The organism is Temperatibacter marinus, assembly GCF_031598375.1.
In the GTDB taxonomy this organism is placed as follows: domain Bacteria; phylum Pseudomonadota; class Alphaproteobacteria; order Sphingomonadales; family Kordiimonadaceae; genus Temperatibacter; species Temperatibacter marinus.
In genome coordinates this window covers 262,724-279,431 of sequence record NZ_CP123872.1, presented here as the reverse complement: position 1 = coordinate 279,431, position 16,708 = coordinate 262,724, and the positions used below count along the sequence as shown (strand labels likewise).

16 protein-coding genes are annotated in these 16,708 nt (G+C 41.4%); 13 read left to right on the top strand and 3 right to left on the bottom strand.

All coding sequences use genetic code 11. From position 1 onward, the window contains the following. Nucleotides 1-84 precede the first annotated feature (84 nt). The 9 genes from QGN29_RS01275 to QGN29_RS01235 all read left to right on the top strand — a co-directional run bounded on the left by QGN29_RS01275 (nt 85) and on the right by QGN29_RS01235 (nt 6,889). A complete protein-coding gene (locus tag QGN29_RS01275) occupies nt 85-1,239 on the top strand; it encodes a glutathione S-transferase family protein (protein WP_310798840.1) in 1,155 nt (384 codons plus the stop codon). A gap of 12 nt (nt 1,240-1,251) precedes the next feature. After that, on the top strand, nt 1,252-1,452 hold the full coding sequence (locus QGN29_RS01270; RefSeq protein WP_310798839.1) for a hypothetical protein: 201 nt from the start codon (nt 1,252-1,254) through the stop codon (nt 1,450-1,452). Nucleotides 1,453-1,584: 132 nt separating this feature from the next. Then, entirely contained in the window at nt 1,585-2,583 is a 999-nt protein-coding gene (locus QGN29_RS01265) for an NADP-dependent oxidoreductase (RefSeq protein WP_310798837.1), read from the top strand. Next, nucleotides 2,580-3,194 (top strand): hypothetical protein, encoded by a 615-nt coding sequence (locus tag QGN29_RS01260; RefSeq protein ID WP_310798836.1) that lies wholly within the window; start codon nt 2,580-2,582, stop codon nt 3,192-3,194. The genes QGN29_RS01265 and QGN29_RS01260 overlap by 4 nt, the downstream gene beginning before the upstream one ends. Before the next feature lie 12 nt (nt 3,195-3,206). Beyond that, nucleotides 3,207-4,283 carry a DUF2855 family protein gene (locus QGN29_RS01255; protein ID WP_310798835.1) on the top strand — a complete coding sequence of 359 codons (1,077 nt, stop codon included), beginning with the start codon at nt 3,207-3,209 and terminating at the stop codon, nt 4,281-4,283. A 9-nt stretch (nt 4,284-4,292) separates the two neighbouring features. Continuing rightward, the gene (locus QGN29_RS01250) at nt 4,293-4,757 is read left to right on the top strand and encodes a hypothetical protein (protein ID WP_310798834.1); all 465 of its coding nucleotides are present in this window, start codon (nt 4,293-4,295) and stop codon (nt 4,755-4,757) included. Continuing rightward, the gene (locus tag QGN29_RS01245) at nt 4,754-5,659 is read left to right on the top strand and encodes a haloalkane dehalogenase (RefSeq protein WP_310798833.1); all 906 of its coding nucleotides are present in this window, start codon (nt 4,754-4,756) and stop codon (nt 5,657-5,659) included. Before QGN29_RS01250 ends, QGN29_RS01245 begins: the two co-directional genes overlap by 4 nt. A 13-nt stretch (nt 5,660-5,672) precedes the next feature. Further along, nucleotides 5,673-6,125 carry an SRPBCC family protein gene (locus QGN29_RS01240; RefSeq protein ID WP_310798832.1) on the top strand — a complete coding sequence of 151 codons (453 nt, stop codon included), beginning with the start codon at nt 5,673-5,675 and terminating at the stop codon, nt 6,123-6,125. Next, nucleotides 6,122-6,889: a glutathione S-transferase family protein gene (locus tag QGN29_RS01235; RefSeq protein WP_310798831.1), complete on the top strand. Its 768-nt coding sequence runs from the start codon at nt 6,122-6,124 to the stop codon at nt 6,887-6,889. The genes QGN29_RS01240 and QGN29_RS01235 overlap by 4 nt, the downstream gene beginning before the upstream one ends. A gap of 241 nt (nt 6,890-7,130) precedes the next feature. Here the strand turns inward: QGN29_RS01235 and QGN29_RS01230 are convergent, their stop codons facing one another. Next, nucleotides 7,131-9,755, bottom strand: a complete 2,625-nt coding sequence (locus QGN29_RS01230; RefSeq protein WP_310798830.1) for a TonB-dependent receptor — start codon at nt 9,753-9,755, stop codon at nt 7,131-7,133. A 124-nt stretch (nt 9,756-9,879) separates the two neighbouring features. Between QGN29_RS01230 and QGN29_RS01225 the strand changes: the two genes are divergently transcribed. Together QGN29_RS01225 and QGN29_RS01220 are read left to right on the top strand one after the other, a co-directional pair. After that, nucleotides 9,880-11,307, top strand: coding sequence for a serine hydrolase domain-containing protein (locus QGN29_RS01225; protein ID WP_310798829.1), 1,428 nt, complete (start codon nt 9,880-9,882; stop codon nt 11,305-11,307). After that, entirely contained in the window at nt 11,300-11,983 is a 684-nt protein-coding gene (locus tag QGN29_RS01220; protein ID WP_310798828.1) for a glutathione S-transferase family protein, read from the top strand. The genes QGN29_RS01225 and QGN29_RS01220 overlap by 8 nt, the downstream gene beginning before the upstream one ends. A 529-nt stretch (nt 11,984-12,512) precedes the next feature. Here QGN29_RS01220 and QGN29_RS01215 read toward each other — a convergent pair. Both QGN29_RS01215 and QGN29_RS01210 read right to left on the bottom strand, forming a co-directional pair. Further along, complete coding sequence (locus QGN29_RS01215; protein WP_310798827.1) at nt 12,513-13,499, bottom strand: zinc-dependent alcohol dehydrogenase family protein; 987 nt, start codon at nt 13,497-13,499, stop codon at nt 12,513-12,515. A 115-nt stretch (nt 13,500-13,614) separates the two neighbouring features. Continuing rightward, complete coding sequence (locus QGN29_RS01210; protein WP_310798826.1) at nt 13,615-14,526, bottom strand: LysR family transcriptional regulator; 912 nt, start codon at nt 14,524-14,526, stop codon at nt 13,615-13,617. A gap of 105 nt (nt 14,527-14,631) precedes the next feature. On the opposite strand from QGN29_RS01210, the gene QGN29_RS01205 reads away from it, so the two are divergent. Further along, nucleotides 14,632-15,441 carry an SDR family NAD(P)-dependent oxidoreductase gene (locus tag QGN29_RS01205; RefSeq protein WP_310798825.1) on the top strand — a complete coding sequence of 270 codons (810 nt, stop codon included), beginning with the start codon at nt 14,632-14,634 and terminating at the stop codon, nt 15,439-15,441. A gap of 622 nt (nt 15,442-16,063) precedes the next feature. After that, nucleotides 16,064-16,678 carry a TetR/AcrR family transcriptional regulator gene (locus QGN29_RS01200; protein ID WP_310798824.1) on the top strand — a complete coding sequence of 205 codons (615 nt, stop codon included), beginning with the start codon at nt 16,064-16,066 and terminating at the stop codon, nt 16,676-16,678. The last annotated feature ends 30 nt before the right edge of the window (nt 16,679-16,708 follow it).

The window sequence follows — 16,708 nt, the reverse complement described above, 5'->3', positions numbered from 1 at the left end:
CTCTTGCCAAACATTAAATATTATGACACAAAATATGTCAATATATTTAGAAGATGTGGATCAATATTCAAATGGCAGGGTGAGATGACGGACAAACCATACATTTTATATGGCATGATGGCTTCGCTCTATACGGCAAAAGTCAGAGCCTATATGCGCTTTCATGGGGTTAATTTTGTTGAACGGGCTGCAGGGTTACCAGAGTTTACTCAGAATATTGTTCCAAAGGTTCAGCGATGGATTATCCCAACTGTTGTCACCCCTGAAGATCATATTATTCAAGATGGTACAGTGATTCTTGATTATCTGAATCAAGAGGAACCCAATAAAGGGTCTATTCATCCAGATACGCCCGTTTTGCAGTCTATTGCTCACCTCTTTGAACTGTTTGGAGGGGAGGGACTGCTGCGTCCAGCGATGCATTACAGATGGAATTTTGATGAGGCTAATTTAGACTTTCTTAAGTTAGCGTTCCGAGATGTTTTACCCCCAAATCTCTCGACAGAAGAGCAAGAAGGCTTTTTTCTACATGCCAGTGGACGTATGAGAAAGGCAACCATTCAATTTGGTGTTAAAGATGAGAACCAAAAAGATGTAGAAGACTCGTATGATGAGTTTTTAACTTATATTGAAGCCCATCTTACTAATCATCCTTTCTTATTAGGCGGGCGGCCGACGATCGCTGATTACGGTCTTTTTGGACCTCTTTTTGCACATTTAGGCCGTGATCCAAAGCCATTGTCGATTATGCAAAAAAAAGCACCGCATTTATTCCAGTGGGTTGAAAGAATGAATGCGCCAGCTGGTAATGAGAACCATCTGTATATCTCATCAAAGGGTGACTTATTTTCTGATGATGCAATTCCAGATACCTTGATCAAACTTATGGCTTATGTGGCGGAAGAATATTTACCTGAAATAACTTCACATGTTGGATTTGCAAATGACTGGCTTGAAAAAAATACTCACATTGAATCAGGAACGAGCGGATTAGATAATCCATCTAAACGAAGTATTGGATATGCGTCCTTTGATTGGCGCGGTAAGACAAACAGCAGTGCTGTCATGCTTTATCGTTTCTACCTTTTACAGCGCTTAACAGATTATTTTGGTGATTTGAGTGCAGAAGGTCAAAGGCCTGTATGTGATATTTTCAGTAAATCAAATTTGACATCGATTTTAACACTTAAAACACAGCGTCGCATAATTCGTAAAGAGTGTCTGGAAGTTTGGAAATAAGAGAGGCTTATTGTGTTGAACTCTGCAGCAGAAATAATACAAGAAATAGCCAAAGATGATGGTGCTCTTGTTTTGCCAGAAGGAGCAGTGCTAAGAAAAGTCACCCTTTATGAACCCTTGATAATTGCATTGCCCGCGCCTGTTGCCACAACATATTTCTGGTTTCATAAGGGACAAGAGGTCCGCAGTTTTCAAGGGCCTGTATGTATATAATGCGCTACTTTAGGGGTGGCTAAAAAGTAAGCGTTTCTTACTCAGATCATTTTAGTAGAGGTCATTAGATCTCGACCTTAAATGCTTATCTTCAACGCTTAGGAAGTGTGGTAATTTTAGTAGGAGAGAACTTTGGATATTACACAGGTCAGAACGACTCAGTTTCATGATGGATCAACAGATGATATTTTTGCTCTTACTCATGATCCATTACCTGACATGCAGGAGGGTGATGTTAGGATTCGCATGGATACCATCTCTCTTGACCCTGCTATGCGGGGTTGGACGACGAATGTAAAAAGTTATATGCCCCCCGTTCAACCTGGGGACATCATGCGTTGTTTTGGTGTCGCAGAAGTTCTCGAGAGTAATTCTAAGTATTTTCAAGCTGGCGACTGGGTGACTGGGTTTTTAGGTGTACAGACGCACGGTATCTTAAATCAGCGCGAATTACGGAAAATTGATCTGACATATGGCGAGCCAAAAGACTTTTTAAGTGGGCTCGGTATGACGGGATATACCGCCTATTTCGGGATGACAGATATCGGTAAGCCTAAAAAAGGCGATACTGTCGTTGTCTCAGCAGCCAGCGGCGCAGTCGGTAGTGTTGCTTCGCAGATTGCTAAACTGGCAGGCGCATACGTTGTAGGGATCGCGGGCGGCCCTGAAAAATGTGCCTTTTTGAAAGGCACACTAAAATTGGATGGGGTGATCGACTATAAAAATGAAGATATTTATGAAGCGTTGAAACGCGAGTGCCCTAAAGGGATTGATGTTTACTTTGATAATGTTGGTGGTCAAACACTAGAAGCAGCAATTTCTTTGGCAAATTATCAATCACAAATTGTTATATGTGGGGCTATCTCTCAGTATGGAGATTTTAGTGCTATTCAAGGTCCAGCGAACTTCCTAAAAGTCATCTCCAGCAGCTTAAAAATTCAGGGGTTTACTATGAAAGATTATTTTCATCTCATTCCTGAGGCCCTTAAGTATCTCATTGCAGCCAAGCAAGAAGGGAAAATTGTTTTTCGAGAACATATGCTAGAAGGTATTGAGAACTTTGGAGAGGCCATGAAGATGGTCTACGCAGGGAAAAATCACGGTAAACTCTTATTAAAGGTGGCAAAATGATTTTTGAAGTTTTTGTTATAGGCACCATTATTCATATGACTTTTGTCTTCTGGTATCGGAATTTTCGAGGGCCGATGAAGCCCGCTGAAATAGAAAAAACTATGGATGATTTCTCGCGGTCTAAAGCGAGTGAGACCACCAAGCCAGAAGATTTTAGAAAATTTCTTGAAGAAGATGACGGCAAAGAATTTTTTATAGCCAATTATATTGAGCTTAAGAAAAGTAGCGAAGATATGAGTACAAAAGAGGCTCAAGAAAATTTGCATAGATATTATAAGCCATTTGCAAAAGCTCTGCTCCGACGTGCAGGCCATCCTGTTTATATGGTTAAGCGAGTAGGGAATAATATCGATACATGGAATATCAGGGAGGATTTAGACTATCCTGTGATGAGCATGATGCGCTATCGAAGTCGCCGTGACTTTGCTGAAATATTATCAGATGATAAATTACCGGATGTGCATAAATTTAAACTTATGGCAATAGAGCGTACCATTTCTTTCCCAATACAATTCAGGTTTATGAGCTTCATGAATCCTTTTTACTGGGTTCCGTGCTTAATATTACTCATCTGCTTTGTACTGTCCTTTGGGATCAATACATTTTTGTAAGGCGATCAAATCATGAAAAATACTGAATTATGGACCAAAAAGAGTAACTTACGAAAAACGAGAACTGTTGAGTCTGACCTGATGCCTCTTCAAGAGGGTGGAATTCGTGTATCGGTCGATAAATTTGCTCTTACATCAAACAATGTTGGCTATGCCATGAGTGGCGAGATGATAGGCTATTGGCACTATTTTCCGACGGGTGAAGACGATTGGGGTAAAGTGACTGTATGGGGCATGGCGGATGTCATTGAAAGCAACTGTGCTGAAATTTCGGTTGGTGAGCGGCTGTACGGCTTTTTCCCGATGAGCCGTTATCTTGATATGATACCAGGAAGAATTAAAGAAGGGTATTTTTTTGATGAGTCTTCTCATCGCGCAAGTTTGCCTGCGCTCTATAATCAATATTCTCGGACTCAGGGAGAGCCAGAAGGCATGAGAGCATTAGAAAATGAACGGTGCATTTTATTTCCATTATTTATGACAGGATTTGTGATCGCTGATTTTATGCTAGATCATGATTGGTTTAACGCAGGTCAAATCATTGTGGGATCTGTTTCTTCAAAAACAGGCATCGGCACGGCTTCTTTTATCAAAAAGAATGGCTATAAAGGTCAACTGATTGGCTTAACTTCTGCTGGTAATAAAGACTTTGTCAAAGGATTAGATATTTGTGATCAAGTCGTGACTTATGATGCTATTAAATCCCTAGCACAAACATCATCCGTCTATATAGATATGTCAGGGGATGCAGCTACTCGATTAGCCTTACATACGCATTTAGAAAGTGATCTGCAATCGAGTCAAATTGTTGGCGCAACACACTGGGAGGATGCATCCATGAAGCAAGAGGTTCCTGGTGTACGTCCTGCCTTTTTCTTTACACCCGGCCAAATTGATAAACGCAATAAAGAATGGGGACCTGGCGTTCTAATGGAAAAAGCTACTGTCGCTAGTGCAGGATTAGCAGTATGCCTGAAGGGCCAGTTAAGTGTTGAGCGACATCAGGGTGCTGAAGCTTGTGCTCAAATCTGGTTAGATATGCTCGATAATAAAATATCAGGAAAACGCGGAATTCTTGTGTCGCTCTAGGGGGAAACTATGGCATTATTAAATCATCTTTTACCTGAAATCGTCGATAATACATATAGGGGGCATAAAGCAGCTCTTTGGTTATATTGGCCTTTAACTCTTATACTAATTTGGCGTAGTCAGCACCATATGTTTGCTGATGATGGCGGTGCACAATCAATTGCGACAATTCCACTAGATCAGTGGTCTGAACCAGCTAGTCAAACTGTTATTGGAATATTCGCTTTCTGGGGCTTGTCTCAGCTCTTACTTGCTTTGCTGCAACTCCTTGTCGTTATTCGCTATAAAGCCTTAGTGCCTCTTATGTGTTTCATTTTAATTTTAGAGCAGGCAGGGCGCGTTTTAGTGGCCAGTATGAAAACAATCGTTACGGCAGGTACAGCACCTGCCACGGCAGGTTTACTTCCGCTCATGGTTATCACAGTTTTGATGTTCATTTTGGCGATGATCCCCCGGGGAGATAAGGCATCATGATGAAAATTGAAAGAACGCCGGATCAATATTTTGAAAATTTACCTGATTATGATTTTGAACCGACTTACACGACAATTAAAGATGAAGACGGCACAGATATTCGAATTCACAGTATAGATATAGGCCCAAAGGATGCCGATCCTATTTTGCTAATGCATGGTAATCCAACATGGTCGTTTCTTTATCGCCATGTCATCAAAGGATTAATCCCTACAGGGCGGAGAATTATTGCATTGGATTTAGTCGGCTGTGGTCGGTCTGATAAGCCTGCAAAAAGAAAATATTACACCTTGGCCCGTCATCATGAATGGTATTCAAAATGGTTAGAGGCGAATGACCTAAATAACATTACGCTAGTATGTCAGGACTGGGGAGGCACCTTAGGGCTAAAACTGGTTGCAGATTATCCAGATAGGTTCGATCGTATTTTTGCGACGAATACTGGCTTGCCAATTGGTAACGGAGGCAATAGTTGGATGCGTTGGTGGTTGCGCCTTATGAAATTTTCTCTTGTATTCCCATGGAAAATGGCTTTTGAAAAAGGATTTCGAAGAAATTTCCCCACGTCAGATGTTCTGGCAGCATATAAAGCCCCATTTCCAGAGAAAAAATACCAAGCTGGCATTTTAAAATTTCCACAACTCATCGCAATATTCCCTGACAACCCTGGTGTATCAGCCAATAGGGATGCTTGGGCGAAACTAGCTAACTATCATAAACCTTTACTGACTGTATTTGGAAATAAAGACCCCATAACCCGGGGAGGGCATAAAGTATTGATGAGACAGATTCCAGGCAGTACTAATCAAAATCATGCAATTTTAGAAGGCGTAGGTCATTTTTCACCTGAAGAAGCCCCAGAAGAATTGTTAGAGTATTTGATCCCGTTTATAGACACCTAAAAGAAAGAGCCTGATGTTTCATATTAAAATTGAAGAAATTCTTAAAAAAGATATTGATGCAGTATTTAATATGCTGGCTGCTCATGGAAATTACGGCAATTTCCGTGGTGTAAAGGATGCTCAGTTACTTGAAGAAGGCGTTTCGGAGAAGAATGGGGAGGGCGCCTTAAGATATATTGATTTGGGTATGGTTCGTTTTGAAGAGCGGATTGTAAAGTTTGAAAGACCCTTTAGAATAGATTATCTCATTGAAAAAACGAGCCCTTTGCCATTCGAGCATGATCTTGGGTCTATTTGCCTAAGCGAATGTGCAGAGGGTACTAAAGTTACTTGGACGTCCATCGGACGAGTATCCGTTCCTTTACTCGGGCGCTTATTTCTTGACCGAAAGTTTGAAACTCAAGCGGCGCGAGGGTTTCGCTCTGTGCTGAAACAGATTGAAACTGCAGAAATGGAAGTACAATGACGATTACTTTATATGGGTATGCGACGAGTCCTTTTGTCAGAAAAGTTGCCTGTTATTTACATTATAAAAAGTTATCATTTGAATTTGTCGGTGTTAGTCCTGTTGAGCCCGAGAAAACCATTGGCTTTACAAAGGGATCACAAGTTCCTGTATTGAAAATAGGAGATGAGTGGCGCCTAGATTCGTCTTCTATTGGTTTATGGCTTGATGAGGTTTATCCTGAAAGACGGCTGGTCAGTGACAACGCCGAAGACCGTGAAATTGCTCTTGCAATTGATCAGTGGATCAGTGAGCAGTTTATTCCTGGAATTGTCTTTCGCCCAGCATTGGACGGGGAAATGAACGAGGGCTTTAAGAAGCGTGCGTGGCGTCTGGCAAGTATTGTATCGAGTGGCGCTGAGTTATCAGAAACAGTCCAAAAGTCTTGGCCGGATTTGCTGCGGCAGGCGCCTTTTATCCATCATATTGTTAATCAGCTTGATCTCAGTGAACCCTTGGAAGCGATGCAAATGCGCTTGTTTATGGAATTGACTCAGTATTTGGACACAGGCCCTTATTTAGGAAAATTAGATAAACCATCGCTCGCTGATTTTGCAATCTATGCTCAGATGATGTTTTTTTATCAAGTCGGTTTAGTAAAGGATCTACCTGTGCTTGCCCATCCGACTGTTGGGCCATGGCTCAAGAGAGTCAGCGAACATCTTCCCCAAAACCCTTGGTGTGTCGACGAGACCTTTATAACCAATTCTTGGCCATTTGGGTGAGATTCATCTGCAGTGGATTAAGACACCTCTAAAGTCATAATATCTCCAGAGGTTTAGGTTTTATTTTTCATGGTAGGATTGATTGTTATGGAAAAGGGACACTAAATTATAGGGTCTCTTTTTTTGGTAAGAAAAAAATGCGGATCCGAAGATCCGCATGATTCAGGAGTGGAAGCTTATCAGATATACTCGAAACAATTAGAAGGGAACATCTGATAAAAGGCTCCTGAGAGATGTGTCTTTAGAATTCTTTGCGAACATTGAATCCAAAGGTTCTCGTTGGGTTTCTATATCCATTGATAACACCAGGTTGTAAGACGCCCGGGAATGCTGACATGAGATATTTGTCATTAAACAGATTGCGAGCCCATATCTGAACAGAAAGGCCATTTTCCCATGATAGTCCTGCGCTGGCGTTGAATGTGCTGATTTCGCGGAAGGGTTGCTCCGCGCCTGTGGTCGCCAGGATATTATCAACCATTAGGACATTACTTTCATATTGCCAATCGGCACGAACAAATCCCGCCGCTTCTCCTAATTCAAAGTTATAAGTTGCAGAGGTTGATAATGCCCATTTAGGAATGCCAGCTGGTCTTTCATTTGAAAGGTCAACAACACTGTTGTCTGGGCCCGGTGCATTTTCGAATGAATCGTATTTTGCATCCAGATAAGTCGCCGCGAATGTTAATGTTAGTGCATCAACAGGCAACCATGTGGCATCAACTTCAAAGCCTTTGGTCGATTGTTCACCAGCATTAGCCAGAACAAAACCATTGCCTTGGAAAAGGTTAGACTGGAAGCCTTCAATCGTTTGATCAAATATAGCTAAATTAAAGGCACCGCGTTCGAACCGTGATTTAAAGCCTATTTCATAGACTTTAGCTTTCTCTGGACTAGCGAACCGTGTCCCAAAATTTCTGGATGTAGCAATTGAATTACCCAGAACATTGATACCAGGGTTCAATAGGCCCGCAGCCTGCATGGCCGCACCATCGGCGTAGAAGGGGGCACTGGCACGAGAAAGGTTCCATGAGGAAGATTTGAAACCAGTTGATGCACCGACATAAACAGTCATGTTATCATTGATTTCATAGGTACCACGGATATTCCATGTTAGATCGTCATCATCAGATTTGCCGCTTTCCACACTATTTGGAATATCAATCATCGGCGGTACAAATTGCAGTCCTTGAAGCGAGCCAATAACCCCTTGCTGAACTTGAGGGAAAAACCCTTGTAAGTAGCCAGCTTGCGCGAGTGGCCCAGCGCCACCACTTGCAATCAATGTTTGGGTTTGTTGAGTAAGGGGAATACCAAAGGCACCTTGGAAGGCCTGATATAATGCGCTCGATGGATCATTCCAAGCAGCCATAATCTGACCATTCGCAAGGATGTCAGTTCCATTCGCAGTGGTCATATCAAGGAAGAACCATGGGTCCATAAAGTTATTGATCGCAGAGATCGTTTTTTTATCGCGAGTATAATTTAGCCCCCCTGTAATTGTGAAATTTTCAGTGACATGATAATCAAGGGTCCCGAAAAATGAGATCGATGTATTATCTTGTGTATATGATTCACTCGCGGCGACGCCAGGACTGAAAAATGTATTCGGAGCAAAGCCGTTCGCGGCTTCTACTACGCCTAGTAATGCAGGCCCACCCGCGAGAGCATTAACATAATTGCGTGTTGCCGCGCCCCAATCTAAGCCGTCCTCAGAATATACTTCATCTTTAAATAAGAAACCACCAATCATCCAGTCAATGGTATTATCCCCTGTAGATGTCAGTCTAATTTCTTGCGTGAATGTCTCTACGTTGACTAATTCTTGTCTTTGAATGATAGGTAAACTGGTGAAGTCAGCATCATAATCATTGGCAGATTCATTTTTCCTATATGAAGTAATAGATGTTAGATTGAAAGTCTCGTAATCATGACTGACATTTGCAGAAAATCCATAATCATCAATCTTGTTACTCGGCGTAACATTCATGTAGGCTTTATTAGCAAAAAGATCTTGATCATCGGCAAGCTGAGCGCCCAGTGCATAAAGAACATTTGCAGCCCCTTCATTTTGCAGATTGACAATGGAGCAACATACTTCATCCAGCTCAGAGTAATCGGCAATTAAGCGGATTTGTGTATTATCGGAAGGTGTGAATAATAGTTGGCCTCTAATTCCCTTGCGGTTCCGATTGTTGATATCTTCAACACCGTCAATAACAGCCTCAGTATAGCCATCACGAACGTTAAGGTTTGCGCTTAGACTAAAGGCAACATTATCTGAGAGACCATTGGTATAATAGGCTTTGGCGGTGAAATTATTATAGTTTCCATATCCCGCTTCCACATAACCTTCAGGCTCAAATGACGGGGCTGCGCTCACAACATTAATGACACCAGCAGAGGCGTTTTTGCCAAATAAGGTACTTTGAGGACCGCGCAATACTTCTACCCGTTCTATTTTTGGTAAATCACCAATACGTGCCATTGTTCTAGATCTGTAGACACCATCAATGAACATACCGACAGACGACTCAATGCCAGGGTTGTTCGCCCCATTACCAAATCCACGAATAATGAAATTCGTATTGCCTGAGGTTTGCAGCTGTGCAACACGCAAACTAGGAACAACAGATTGAAGGTCTTTCAAATCTAAAATTCTTGATTGTTCAATTGTTTTTGCACTTGTTACTGAAACCGCAACAGGTGTGTCTTGAAGTGTGGTTTTTCTTTTTGTTGCGGTCACAACAATTTCTTCTAACAATTGATCTGAATCTTGTGCCAGTGAACCGGGTGCATTAAGCACCAAACCAGTTGCCAGCGCACTTGTTGTCGCCAGCATCCGAGTTAAAAATGGTTTTCCCATCTATCTCCCTTTCGAATTTCCCTTTCCCATATTGACATAAATTATGCCACAACATATGTATTAGCATAAGATGTGCCAATACATCAAACATAATTTTCATAACGACGGGAAAAGGGCGAAATAAATGGGCATTTGGAAGAAATTACTGCTTGTATTTGTAATTTTAGTAATTTGCGCTGGGTCTTATGCCTATAAATTCTTTCTAGATATTGCGCCTATTGCCAGTGGTATGTCATCGCAGACATTATGTACGAATGTATTAATGTTGGAGCGTGACCAGCAAGATGTTATTGACCATGATCTAAGCGCAATTCAGCGGAAATTAACCCGTTCCTATATTGATCATGAGAAGAAAATGGTGACTACCCATTTGCAAATCGGGCCTTTTTCGCATAAAAATCGATCGGCCTATAGAAAAGGGCTGGGGTGTTCTGTTCTGCATTCAGCAAATGATCAGCAGTTTTTTAACAAAATCTATAATGGCGAAGGCAGTCAAGAGATAACTGGAAAAACTGTTGATTGGCCAACTGTCACACGTGATAAGCAGGGCATTAATTACAGTCTGTTGAATAAGGCAATCGATCAGGCATATCAGGAAACTGCTTTGGGTTATGATCAGCAAAAAAACACCCGCGCTGTTCTTGTTTGGCAGGGCGAGGATTTGATCGCTGAACGATACACCAAGGGTTTCACTGGCGAGACACCTTTGCGCAGTATGTCTATGGCCAAAAGTGCCAGCAGTGCGTTGGTGGGCGTATTGGCACTGCAACAAGATATTGATATTCATGCCCCTAAAATATTCAAAGAATGGTCACAAGATACAGACCCAAGGGCTGCTTTAACGTTGCATCATCTTTTATCAATGACCAGTGGTCATGCCTATAAAGAGCAAATGGAAAGCGATCCTCGTAATGTGCTTAATAAAATGTTGTTTGGCGTGCAGGATATGACGGGCTTTGCTGTTCAGCAGGATATCGACAAGGAGCCTGGTTCTTATTGGGATTATCAAACCGTTAATTCAGTTTTGCTGCAAAAATATGTGCGTGAACAAGTGGGGGATGATCAGGCCTATTATAAAATGGCCCATCAAGACCTTTTTGAAAAAGCAGGTATGACGAACACTTTCTTTCAGGCAGACGCAGATGGAACTTTCGCAGGGGGGGCATTGATGTATGCCTCCCCGCGTGACTGGATGCGATTTGGCCTGTTGTATCTGAATGATGGGGTTTATAAAGGTATCCGTGTTTTACCAAAAGGCTGGGTAGAGTATACTAAAACCCCTACCAAAGCGTCTTTGCAGCGGCGGGCTTACGGGGCGCAGTTCTGGCTGAATGCCAAATCAGAACAGCACTGGATGGACGGTGTTCCAGAAGATGCCTATGGGGCGCAAGGCCATTACGGTCAATATGTAATCATTATTCCGTCATTGGATATGGTCATTGTTAGATTGGGTGTGACCTTTCCGCCTGAAAGGTTTGACCTTCATTCACTTGTCAAAGATGTAACCGAAGCCGTTTCAGGCACTGCAAACAGGGATTACAAACATGATTGAATTTTATACAGCACCAACTCCAAACGGCCACAAAGTATCCTGTACATTGGAAGAATTGGGGCTGGAGTATAACACCCATCTCGTTAATATTATGGCGGGTGATCAGAAGAATCCTGACTATTTAAAAATTTGCCCAAATGGTCGAATCCCTGCGATTGTAGATACAGAAGCGGGGAATTTTCCAATCTTTGAATCTGGGGCGATAATGCTGTATCTAGCTGAAAAAAGCGGAAAGTTACTGCCCGCTGATGCGAAGGGAAGATCGTTGGTGACGCAGTGGCTGATGTTTCAAATGTCAGGGATTGGCCCCATGATGGGACAAGCAAATGTATTTTATCGATATTTTCCCGAAAAAATTCAGCCTGTCATCGATAGATATCAAAATGAAAGTAGGCGCTTGTTTGAAGTGCTGGACGCAAGGCTGGGTGAAAGTGAGTGGTTAGCGGATGACTATTCGATTGCTGATATAGCAAATTGGTGCTGGGTGAGAACCTATAAATGGTCAGGCGTGTCCAGAGAGGGCTTGGATAATCTGGATCGTTGGTTAAAGGCCATGAAAGAAAAGCCTAGTTTGCAAAAAGGTCTAGAGGTGCCTATTCCGCTGGATAGCTTACTGGATAATAAAGAAGCCGCTGATGAGTTTGTAAAAAATGCCAGAACGACAGTTGCAACATAAAACCTATTGAGCTTTTTAATTTTACGAATTGGTCACTCAGATGCAGTAAGTTAAAGAAAACAAAACTTTTAGTAGCTTGAGTGTGCTGCGGGGCTATGGCTGATGAAGTAGTGTCTGGGATTGATGGGACTGAAAATCTGGCTGACTTCATTAAGGGTAAAGTGGCAGAGATGCTGCCAAGGCTTTTATCAGTTTTGCAAGCCAGTTTGTAAAACCCCTTTGCAGAAACCGTAAGTGATTGTTTTTATATGAGCGATCTCAAGGGCTTATTTTCAGAAAAAGGGACTTTTTGAGCTATATCATTTTTTGACATCGAAGAGGCCGCTGGTTCGAATCCAGTACCGACCACCATAATTTTCTACATCTATATATTTCAATGACTTAGCAGTAAAAAGTGTCCCAATTTCGCATGATTTTATAATGGTGGGACATTTTTAGTCTTGTAAAGCGTTGATATTACATAGATGTGTGAGTCTAATTCGGGTTCACATTTGTTCCCATGTTTTTGAGTGTTAAGATTTGTACGTGATTAAATTTCTATGACAACTTTACCTATGGCTTTTCCGCTAGATAAGCGTTCATATGCTTTGTCTACAGCATCAAAATGGAAGCTTTCTTCATCAAGTAGAGGAATTAAGCCGCCTGCATCAATAATTGTAGATAATTCCTGAAGGGTGTTAGCGTGATCTTTCCTTTTATAGTTATGTAACATGGGGATTAGCATAAAGACCACGTGAATAGACAGACCTTTAAAATGGGCAGGCGTGAGGTCAATATCTAGCATAGCAACGGTTGTCGCTATATTTGCATTAAGGCTGGCCGCTTCAAATGAATTCGTCATATTTGCACCGCCAACACTATCAAATATCAGATCAAAACCATGACCGCCAGTATGCTGGTCTACATAATCGGCTACTTCTTCGGTTATATAGTTGATTGGTGTTGCTCCATATGATTGAATGATGTCGGCTTGTTTCTCATCCGATATTGTTGAATAAACGTCTGCGCCCCAGTGTTTTGCCAGTTGAACTGCAACATGACCAACACCACCAGCACCGCCATGAATCAATGCTTTTTGATGTTGAGAGATATTTGCTCGTTGTAGGCCTTCAAAAGCAGTAATGCCGACGAGTGGAAGGGCTGCTGCCTGTTTCATTGTTAGGCTTTTAGGTTTATGAGCAATCAGGTCAGCATCTACGACCATATATTCCGCTAATGAACCTTGTAAATCAGCTAGACCGCCTGCGCAGCCATACACTTCGTCACCTATAGAAAAACCACTCACATCATCGCTAATAGCTGTAACTATGCCAGCAAAATCCATTCCTAAAATCGCGGGTAATTGAGGTGATAGTGGTAAATCAGTACCCATTTGGCGTATCATGGTATCCACAGTATTCACACTGCTCGCCGCAATCCTTACCTGCACATGCCCTTCTTTCACAGTAGGTGTCTCAATTTCCAGCTTTTGGAATTTTGCTTCTGCCCCATATTCATTTAATGCCATTGTTTTCATCGAATTTCTCCATATCTAATCTGATTTGCGATTATGATATATTTTTGAAAATCAATATAAATGCTTAAATTATTAAATCAGTATTCGTATATTACAGATAATGGAAGGGTGGAGATTATTCTTCCCATGAGGGGCACCGTCCGATTTTTTCGACTAAGAAATCGATAAACACACGTACTTTTGCTGTTAGTACGTTTGATTTAGGATATACAAGCCAAAGTGCAGACTGGTCGGATATTTCATAGTCAGGCAGAACTCTGATTAAAGAACCATCTTTAAGGTCTTGATGTATACTCCAAAGTGAATTCATTGATATGCCAGCTCCTGATTTAGTGGCAATTCTAATACTGGCACCATCGTCACATGTAATGCGCGCTTGATGGCTGCTAGGCGGAAAGTAGAATGTTTCGCTTTTAGGGCTTGATGTTAGTAGTTTTCTATTTGAACTACTATTCAGTAAAACGAGTTGGTGTTTATCTAGATCGCTAGGAACTTGAGGTGTTCCATGCTTTTTTAAATAGCTAGGTGATGCACATAAAATTCGCTTATCACCTGCTAGCTTTCTAGCTTTGAGAGTGCTGTCCTCTATAGCATAATTTCTCAGCGCTAAATCGTACGCCCCTTCGATTAAATCCATTTTGGTATCGGATAATTTCATATCCATCTTAATGCTTGGGTAAAGCTCTAGGAACTCTGGCAATATAGGCATGATGTATAGCTGGGCAAAGGTGCTTGTAGCTGCAAACTTTAGTGTACCTGAGATCACTGCGCTACCATGACCAAGAGCAGCTTTTGCTGCATCTTCTTGCGCTAATATTTCTTTTGCGAACGGCAAGAATTCTGATCCTTCAAGGGATAAGGAAACTTTACGTGTTGATCGATGTAATAGATCAGCACCAACTTGATGCTCTAATTTAGCCAGGCGAGCGCTTGCAACAGCAGGGGCTATGCCTAACTGCTTCCCAGCTGCGCTGATATTCAACTTTTCAGCTGCTAACACAAATAGTTTAAGGCCTTTAGTATCCATATAATTATATCCATTTTCCGAATTCTGAAATGAAATATAGTCTATTATATATTAAAATTAAATAGAATAAAGTGTCTTTAAATTAGTTTAATGCGGAGAATAGCAATGAAAAAGATTATTTTACTTACAGGTGCAACAGATGGAATTGGGTTTGAAACAGCAAAATCATTAGCGGCTGGAGGACATACGCTTCTTATTCATGGGCGCAATCAATCAAAGCTTGAAAGCACATTAACTCAATTATCAAAGGTGGAAGGTGTTGGTAAACTGGAGACCTACAAGGCAGACCTTTCCATAGTTGCTGATATTCATAAACTGATTGCGGCAATTCAAGCTAATCATCAAAAGCTAGACGTGATTATCAATAATGCCGGCATATTTAGCACACCAAAACCGAAAATAGAGTGCGGCTTGGATGTTAGGTTTATGGTGAATACCATCGCACCCTATATGCTGACAAAAGAGCTTATTTCAATGATGCCTAATAGCGGGCGCGTGATAAATTTATCTTCTGCAGCTCAGTGGGTTGTCGATATAGATGCCTTAAAAGGGTTGACTGATTTATCTGACAATCAGGCTTATGGCCAAAGCAAGCTTGCGCTTACAATGTGGTCTGCCCGTATGGCGGAAGAAACAGGCAAGGGAGGCCCTGCTATCATATCTGTAAATCCTGGGTCTTTGTTAGGCAGTAAAATGGTGAAAGAGGCATACGGCATGCAAGGTAAAGAGTTGTCTATTGGTTCTGAAATTTTGGTCGAGGCTGCGATCAGTGATAAGTTTTCTGAAGCAACGGGCAGATATTTTGATAATGATTTAGGGGACTTTTCTAGCCCTCATGGGGATGCCATGGATACCAATAAGAACAATGCTCTTGTTCATGCTATTGATACATTAATTTCTAAATTTGATGTTTAAGTTTTATATCTTTTTGTGGGACACTTAAAAAGAAACTATAAGAACACTATGGAAAGAAAAAGTGTCCCACTATTTTGTAACATATTGATTTTATTGAATTAGTGTAGCCCAGTACCGACTACCATATTTTCCAATAGTTTAGATCGTTTTTCATGAATTTCCCCCTGCATGTTTTGCAAAGGAATTTGCTAAATCCATACTTTTGGCTAAAGAATTGAGCGGAGCTTCCATATGTTGAGGCGAATATTTTCTGTATACGCGCTCTAATGGTTTCTTGCTGGGATTAAACATTGAATCCACAAGATCCAGTGGGATATTGCCACTCATTGACATTGAGTTTAAAAAATGAGTGTAGACCAGTACCGACCGCCCTATTTCTCTATAAATTACTATTAAATTTCAGGGCTGCATCTTTTTTAGTTTGGGCGATATAACAAGTTGAAAGAAAAAATAACAACTGGCCATAGGTAAGCTTTATTCATCCCTTACGCTGGTAGAATGTTCACTAATCACACCTGACATGCCCATGATCTTTCAGGGTCATATAGATTTCAATTACATAAAGCTTGATATAAATTTATAGTCGGGTATAAATTTATAGAAACCAAGTGTGGAGTCTATTATGTCAGGTCTAAGAGAAAAACAAAAAAAGCAACGTCGTGCCCTCATAGAAGCAGCAGCTATCAAACTCTTTGAAGATAAAGGATTTGAGCTGACGACGATTGATGAAATTGCTGAAGAGGCTTTGGTATCACCGGCAACGGTCTACAATTACTATGGGACCAAAGGGGAGCTCTTGCTCGCTCTTGTCGCACGTGGCGAGGAAGGGACCCAGAGTCGGTTGGCTGAATTTGTACAAAGAGCTGACCAAGATGCTCCTGCGGATTTGATAGGGGATATTATCTGCGGTAACATGCAAGATACTCTTAACTATTTATCCCGTGAGTTATGGGGGCACGTTGTAGCCTATGTTGCTACAACGAATGACCCTGAAGTTGGTCCTCGTTACATTGATACAATTGCTGATTACCTCGTTGAAGCTCTTCAACAAACACTTATAAAATATATGGAAAATGGAAGATTGAAAAAGGTGGATGCAGCACATTTCTCCACTGTTCTCTCTCGGTTGGAGCGGAATCACTTTTTGGGATTCATTTACTTGAAATCCTTAACTCAGGAAGAAATGTTGGAGGGCGTGAGGCGCGATGTTATTCTTTTGGTGGAAACTTTAGAGTGAGATAAATGCATATACTTCAATTATTTAGTA

Excerpts from the sequence above, each read along its gene's own strand:
- QGN29_RS01275 (WP_310798840.1), top strand. The coding sequence starts at position 85 with ATGACGGACAAACCATACATTTTATATGGCATGATGGCTTCGCTCTAT.
- QGN29_RS01260 (WP_310798836.1), top strand. The coding sequence starts at position 2,580 with ATGATTTTTGAAGTTTTTGTTATAGGCACCATTATTCATATGACTTTT.
- QGN29_RS01255 (WP_310798835.1), top strand. The coding sequence starts at position 3,207 with ATGAAAAATACTGAATTATGGACCAAAAAGAGTAACTTACGAAAAACG.
- QGN29_RS01250 (WP_310798834.1), top strand. The coding sequence starts at position 4,293 with ATGGCATTATTAAATCATCTTTTACCTGAAATCGTCGATAATACATAT.
- QGN29_RS01245 (WP_310798833.1), top strand. The coding sequence starts at position 4,754 with ATGATGAAAATTGAAAGAACGCCGGATCAATATTTTGAAAATTTACCT.
- QGN29_RS01240 (WP_310798832.1), top strand. The coding sequence starts at position 5,673 with ATGTTTCATATTAAAATTGAAGAAATTCTTAAAAAAGATATTGATGCA.
- QGN29_RS01235 (WP_310798831.1), top strand. The coding sequence starts at position 6,122 with ATGACGATTACTTTATATGGGTATGCGACGAGTCCTTTTGTCAGAAAA.
- QGN29_RS01230 (WP_310798830.1), bottom strand. The coding sequence starts at position 9,755 with ATGGGAAAACCATTTTTAACTCGGATGCTGGCGACAACAAGTGCGCTG.
- QGN29_RS01225 (WP_310798829.1), top strand. The coding sequence starts at position 9,880 with ATGGGCATTTGGAAGAAATTACTGCTTGTATTTGTAATTTTAGTAATT.
- QGN29_RS01220 (WP_310798828.1), top strand. The coding sequence starts at position 11,300 with ATGATTGAATTTTATACAGCACCAACTCCAAACGGCCACAAAGTATCC.
- QGN29_RS01215 (WP_310798827.1), bottom strand. The coding sequence starts at position 13,499 with ATGAAAACAATGGCATTAAATGAATATGGGGCAGAAGCAAAATTCCAA.
- QGN29_RS01210 (WP_310798826.1), bottom strand. The coding sequence starts at position 14,526 with ATGGATACTAAAGGCCTTAAACTATTTGTGTTAGCAGCTGAAAAGTTG.
- QGN29_RS01205 (WP_310798825.1), top strand. The coding sequence starts at position 14,632 with ATGAAAAAGATTATTTTACTTACAGGTGCAACAGATGGAATTGGGTTT.
- QGN29_RS01200 (WP_310798824.1), top strand. The coding sequence starts at position 16,064 with ATGTCAGGTCTAAGAGAAAAACAAAAAAAGCAACGTCGTGCCCTCATA.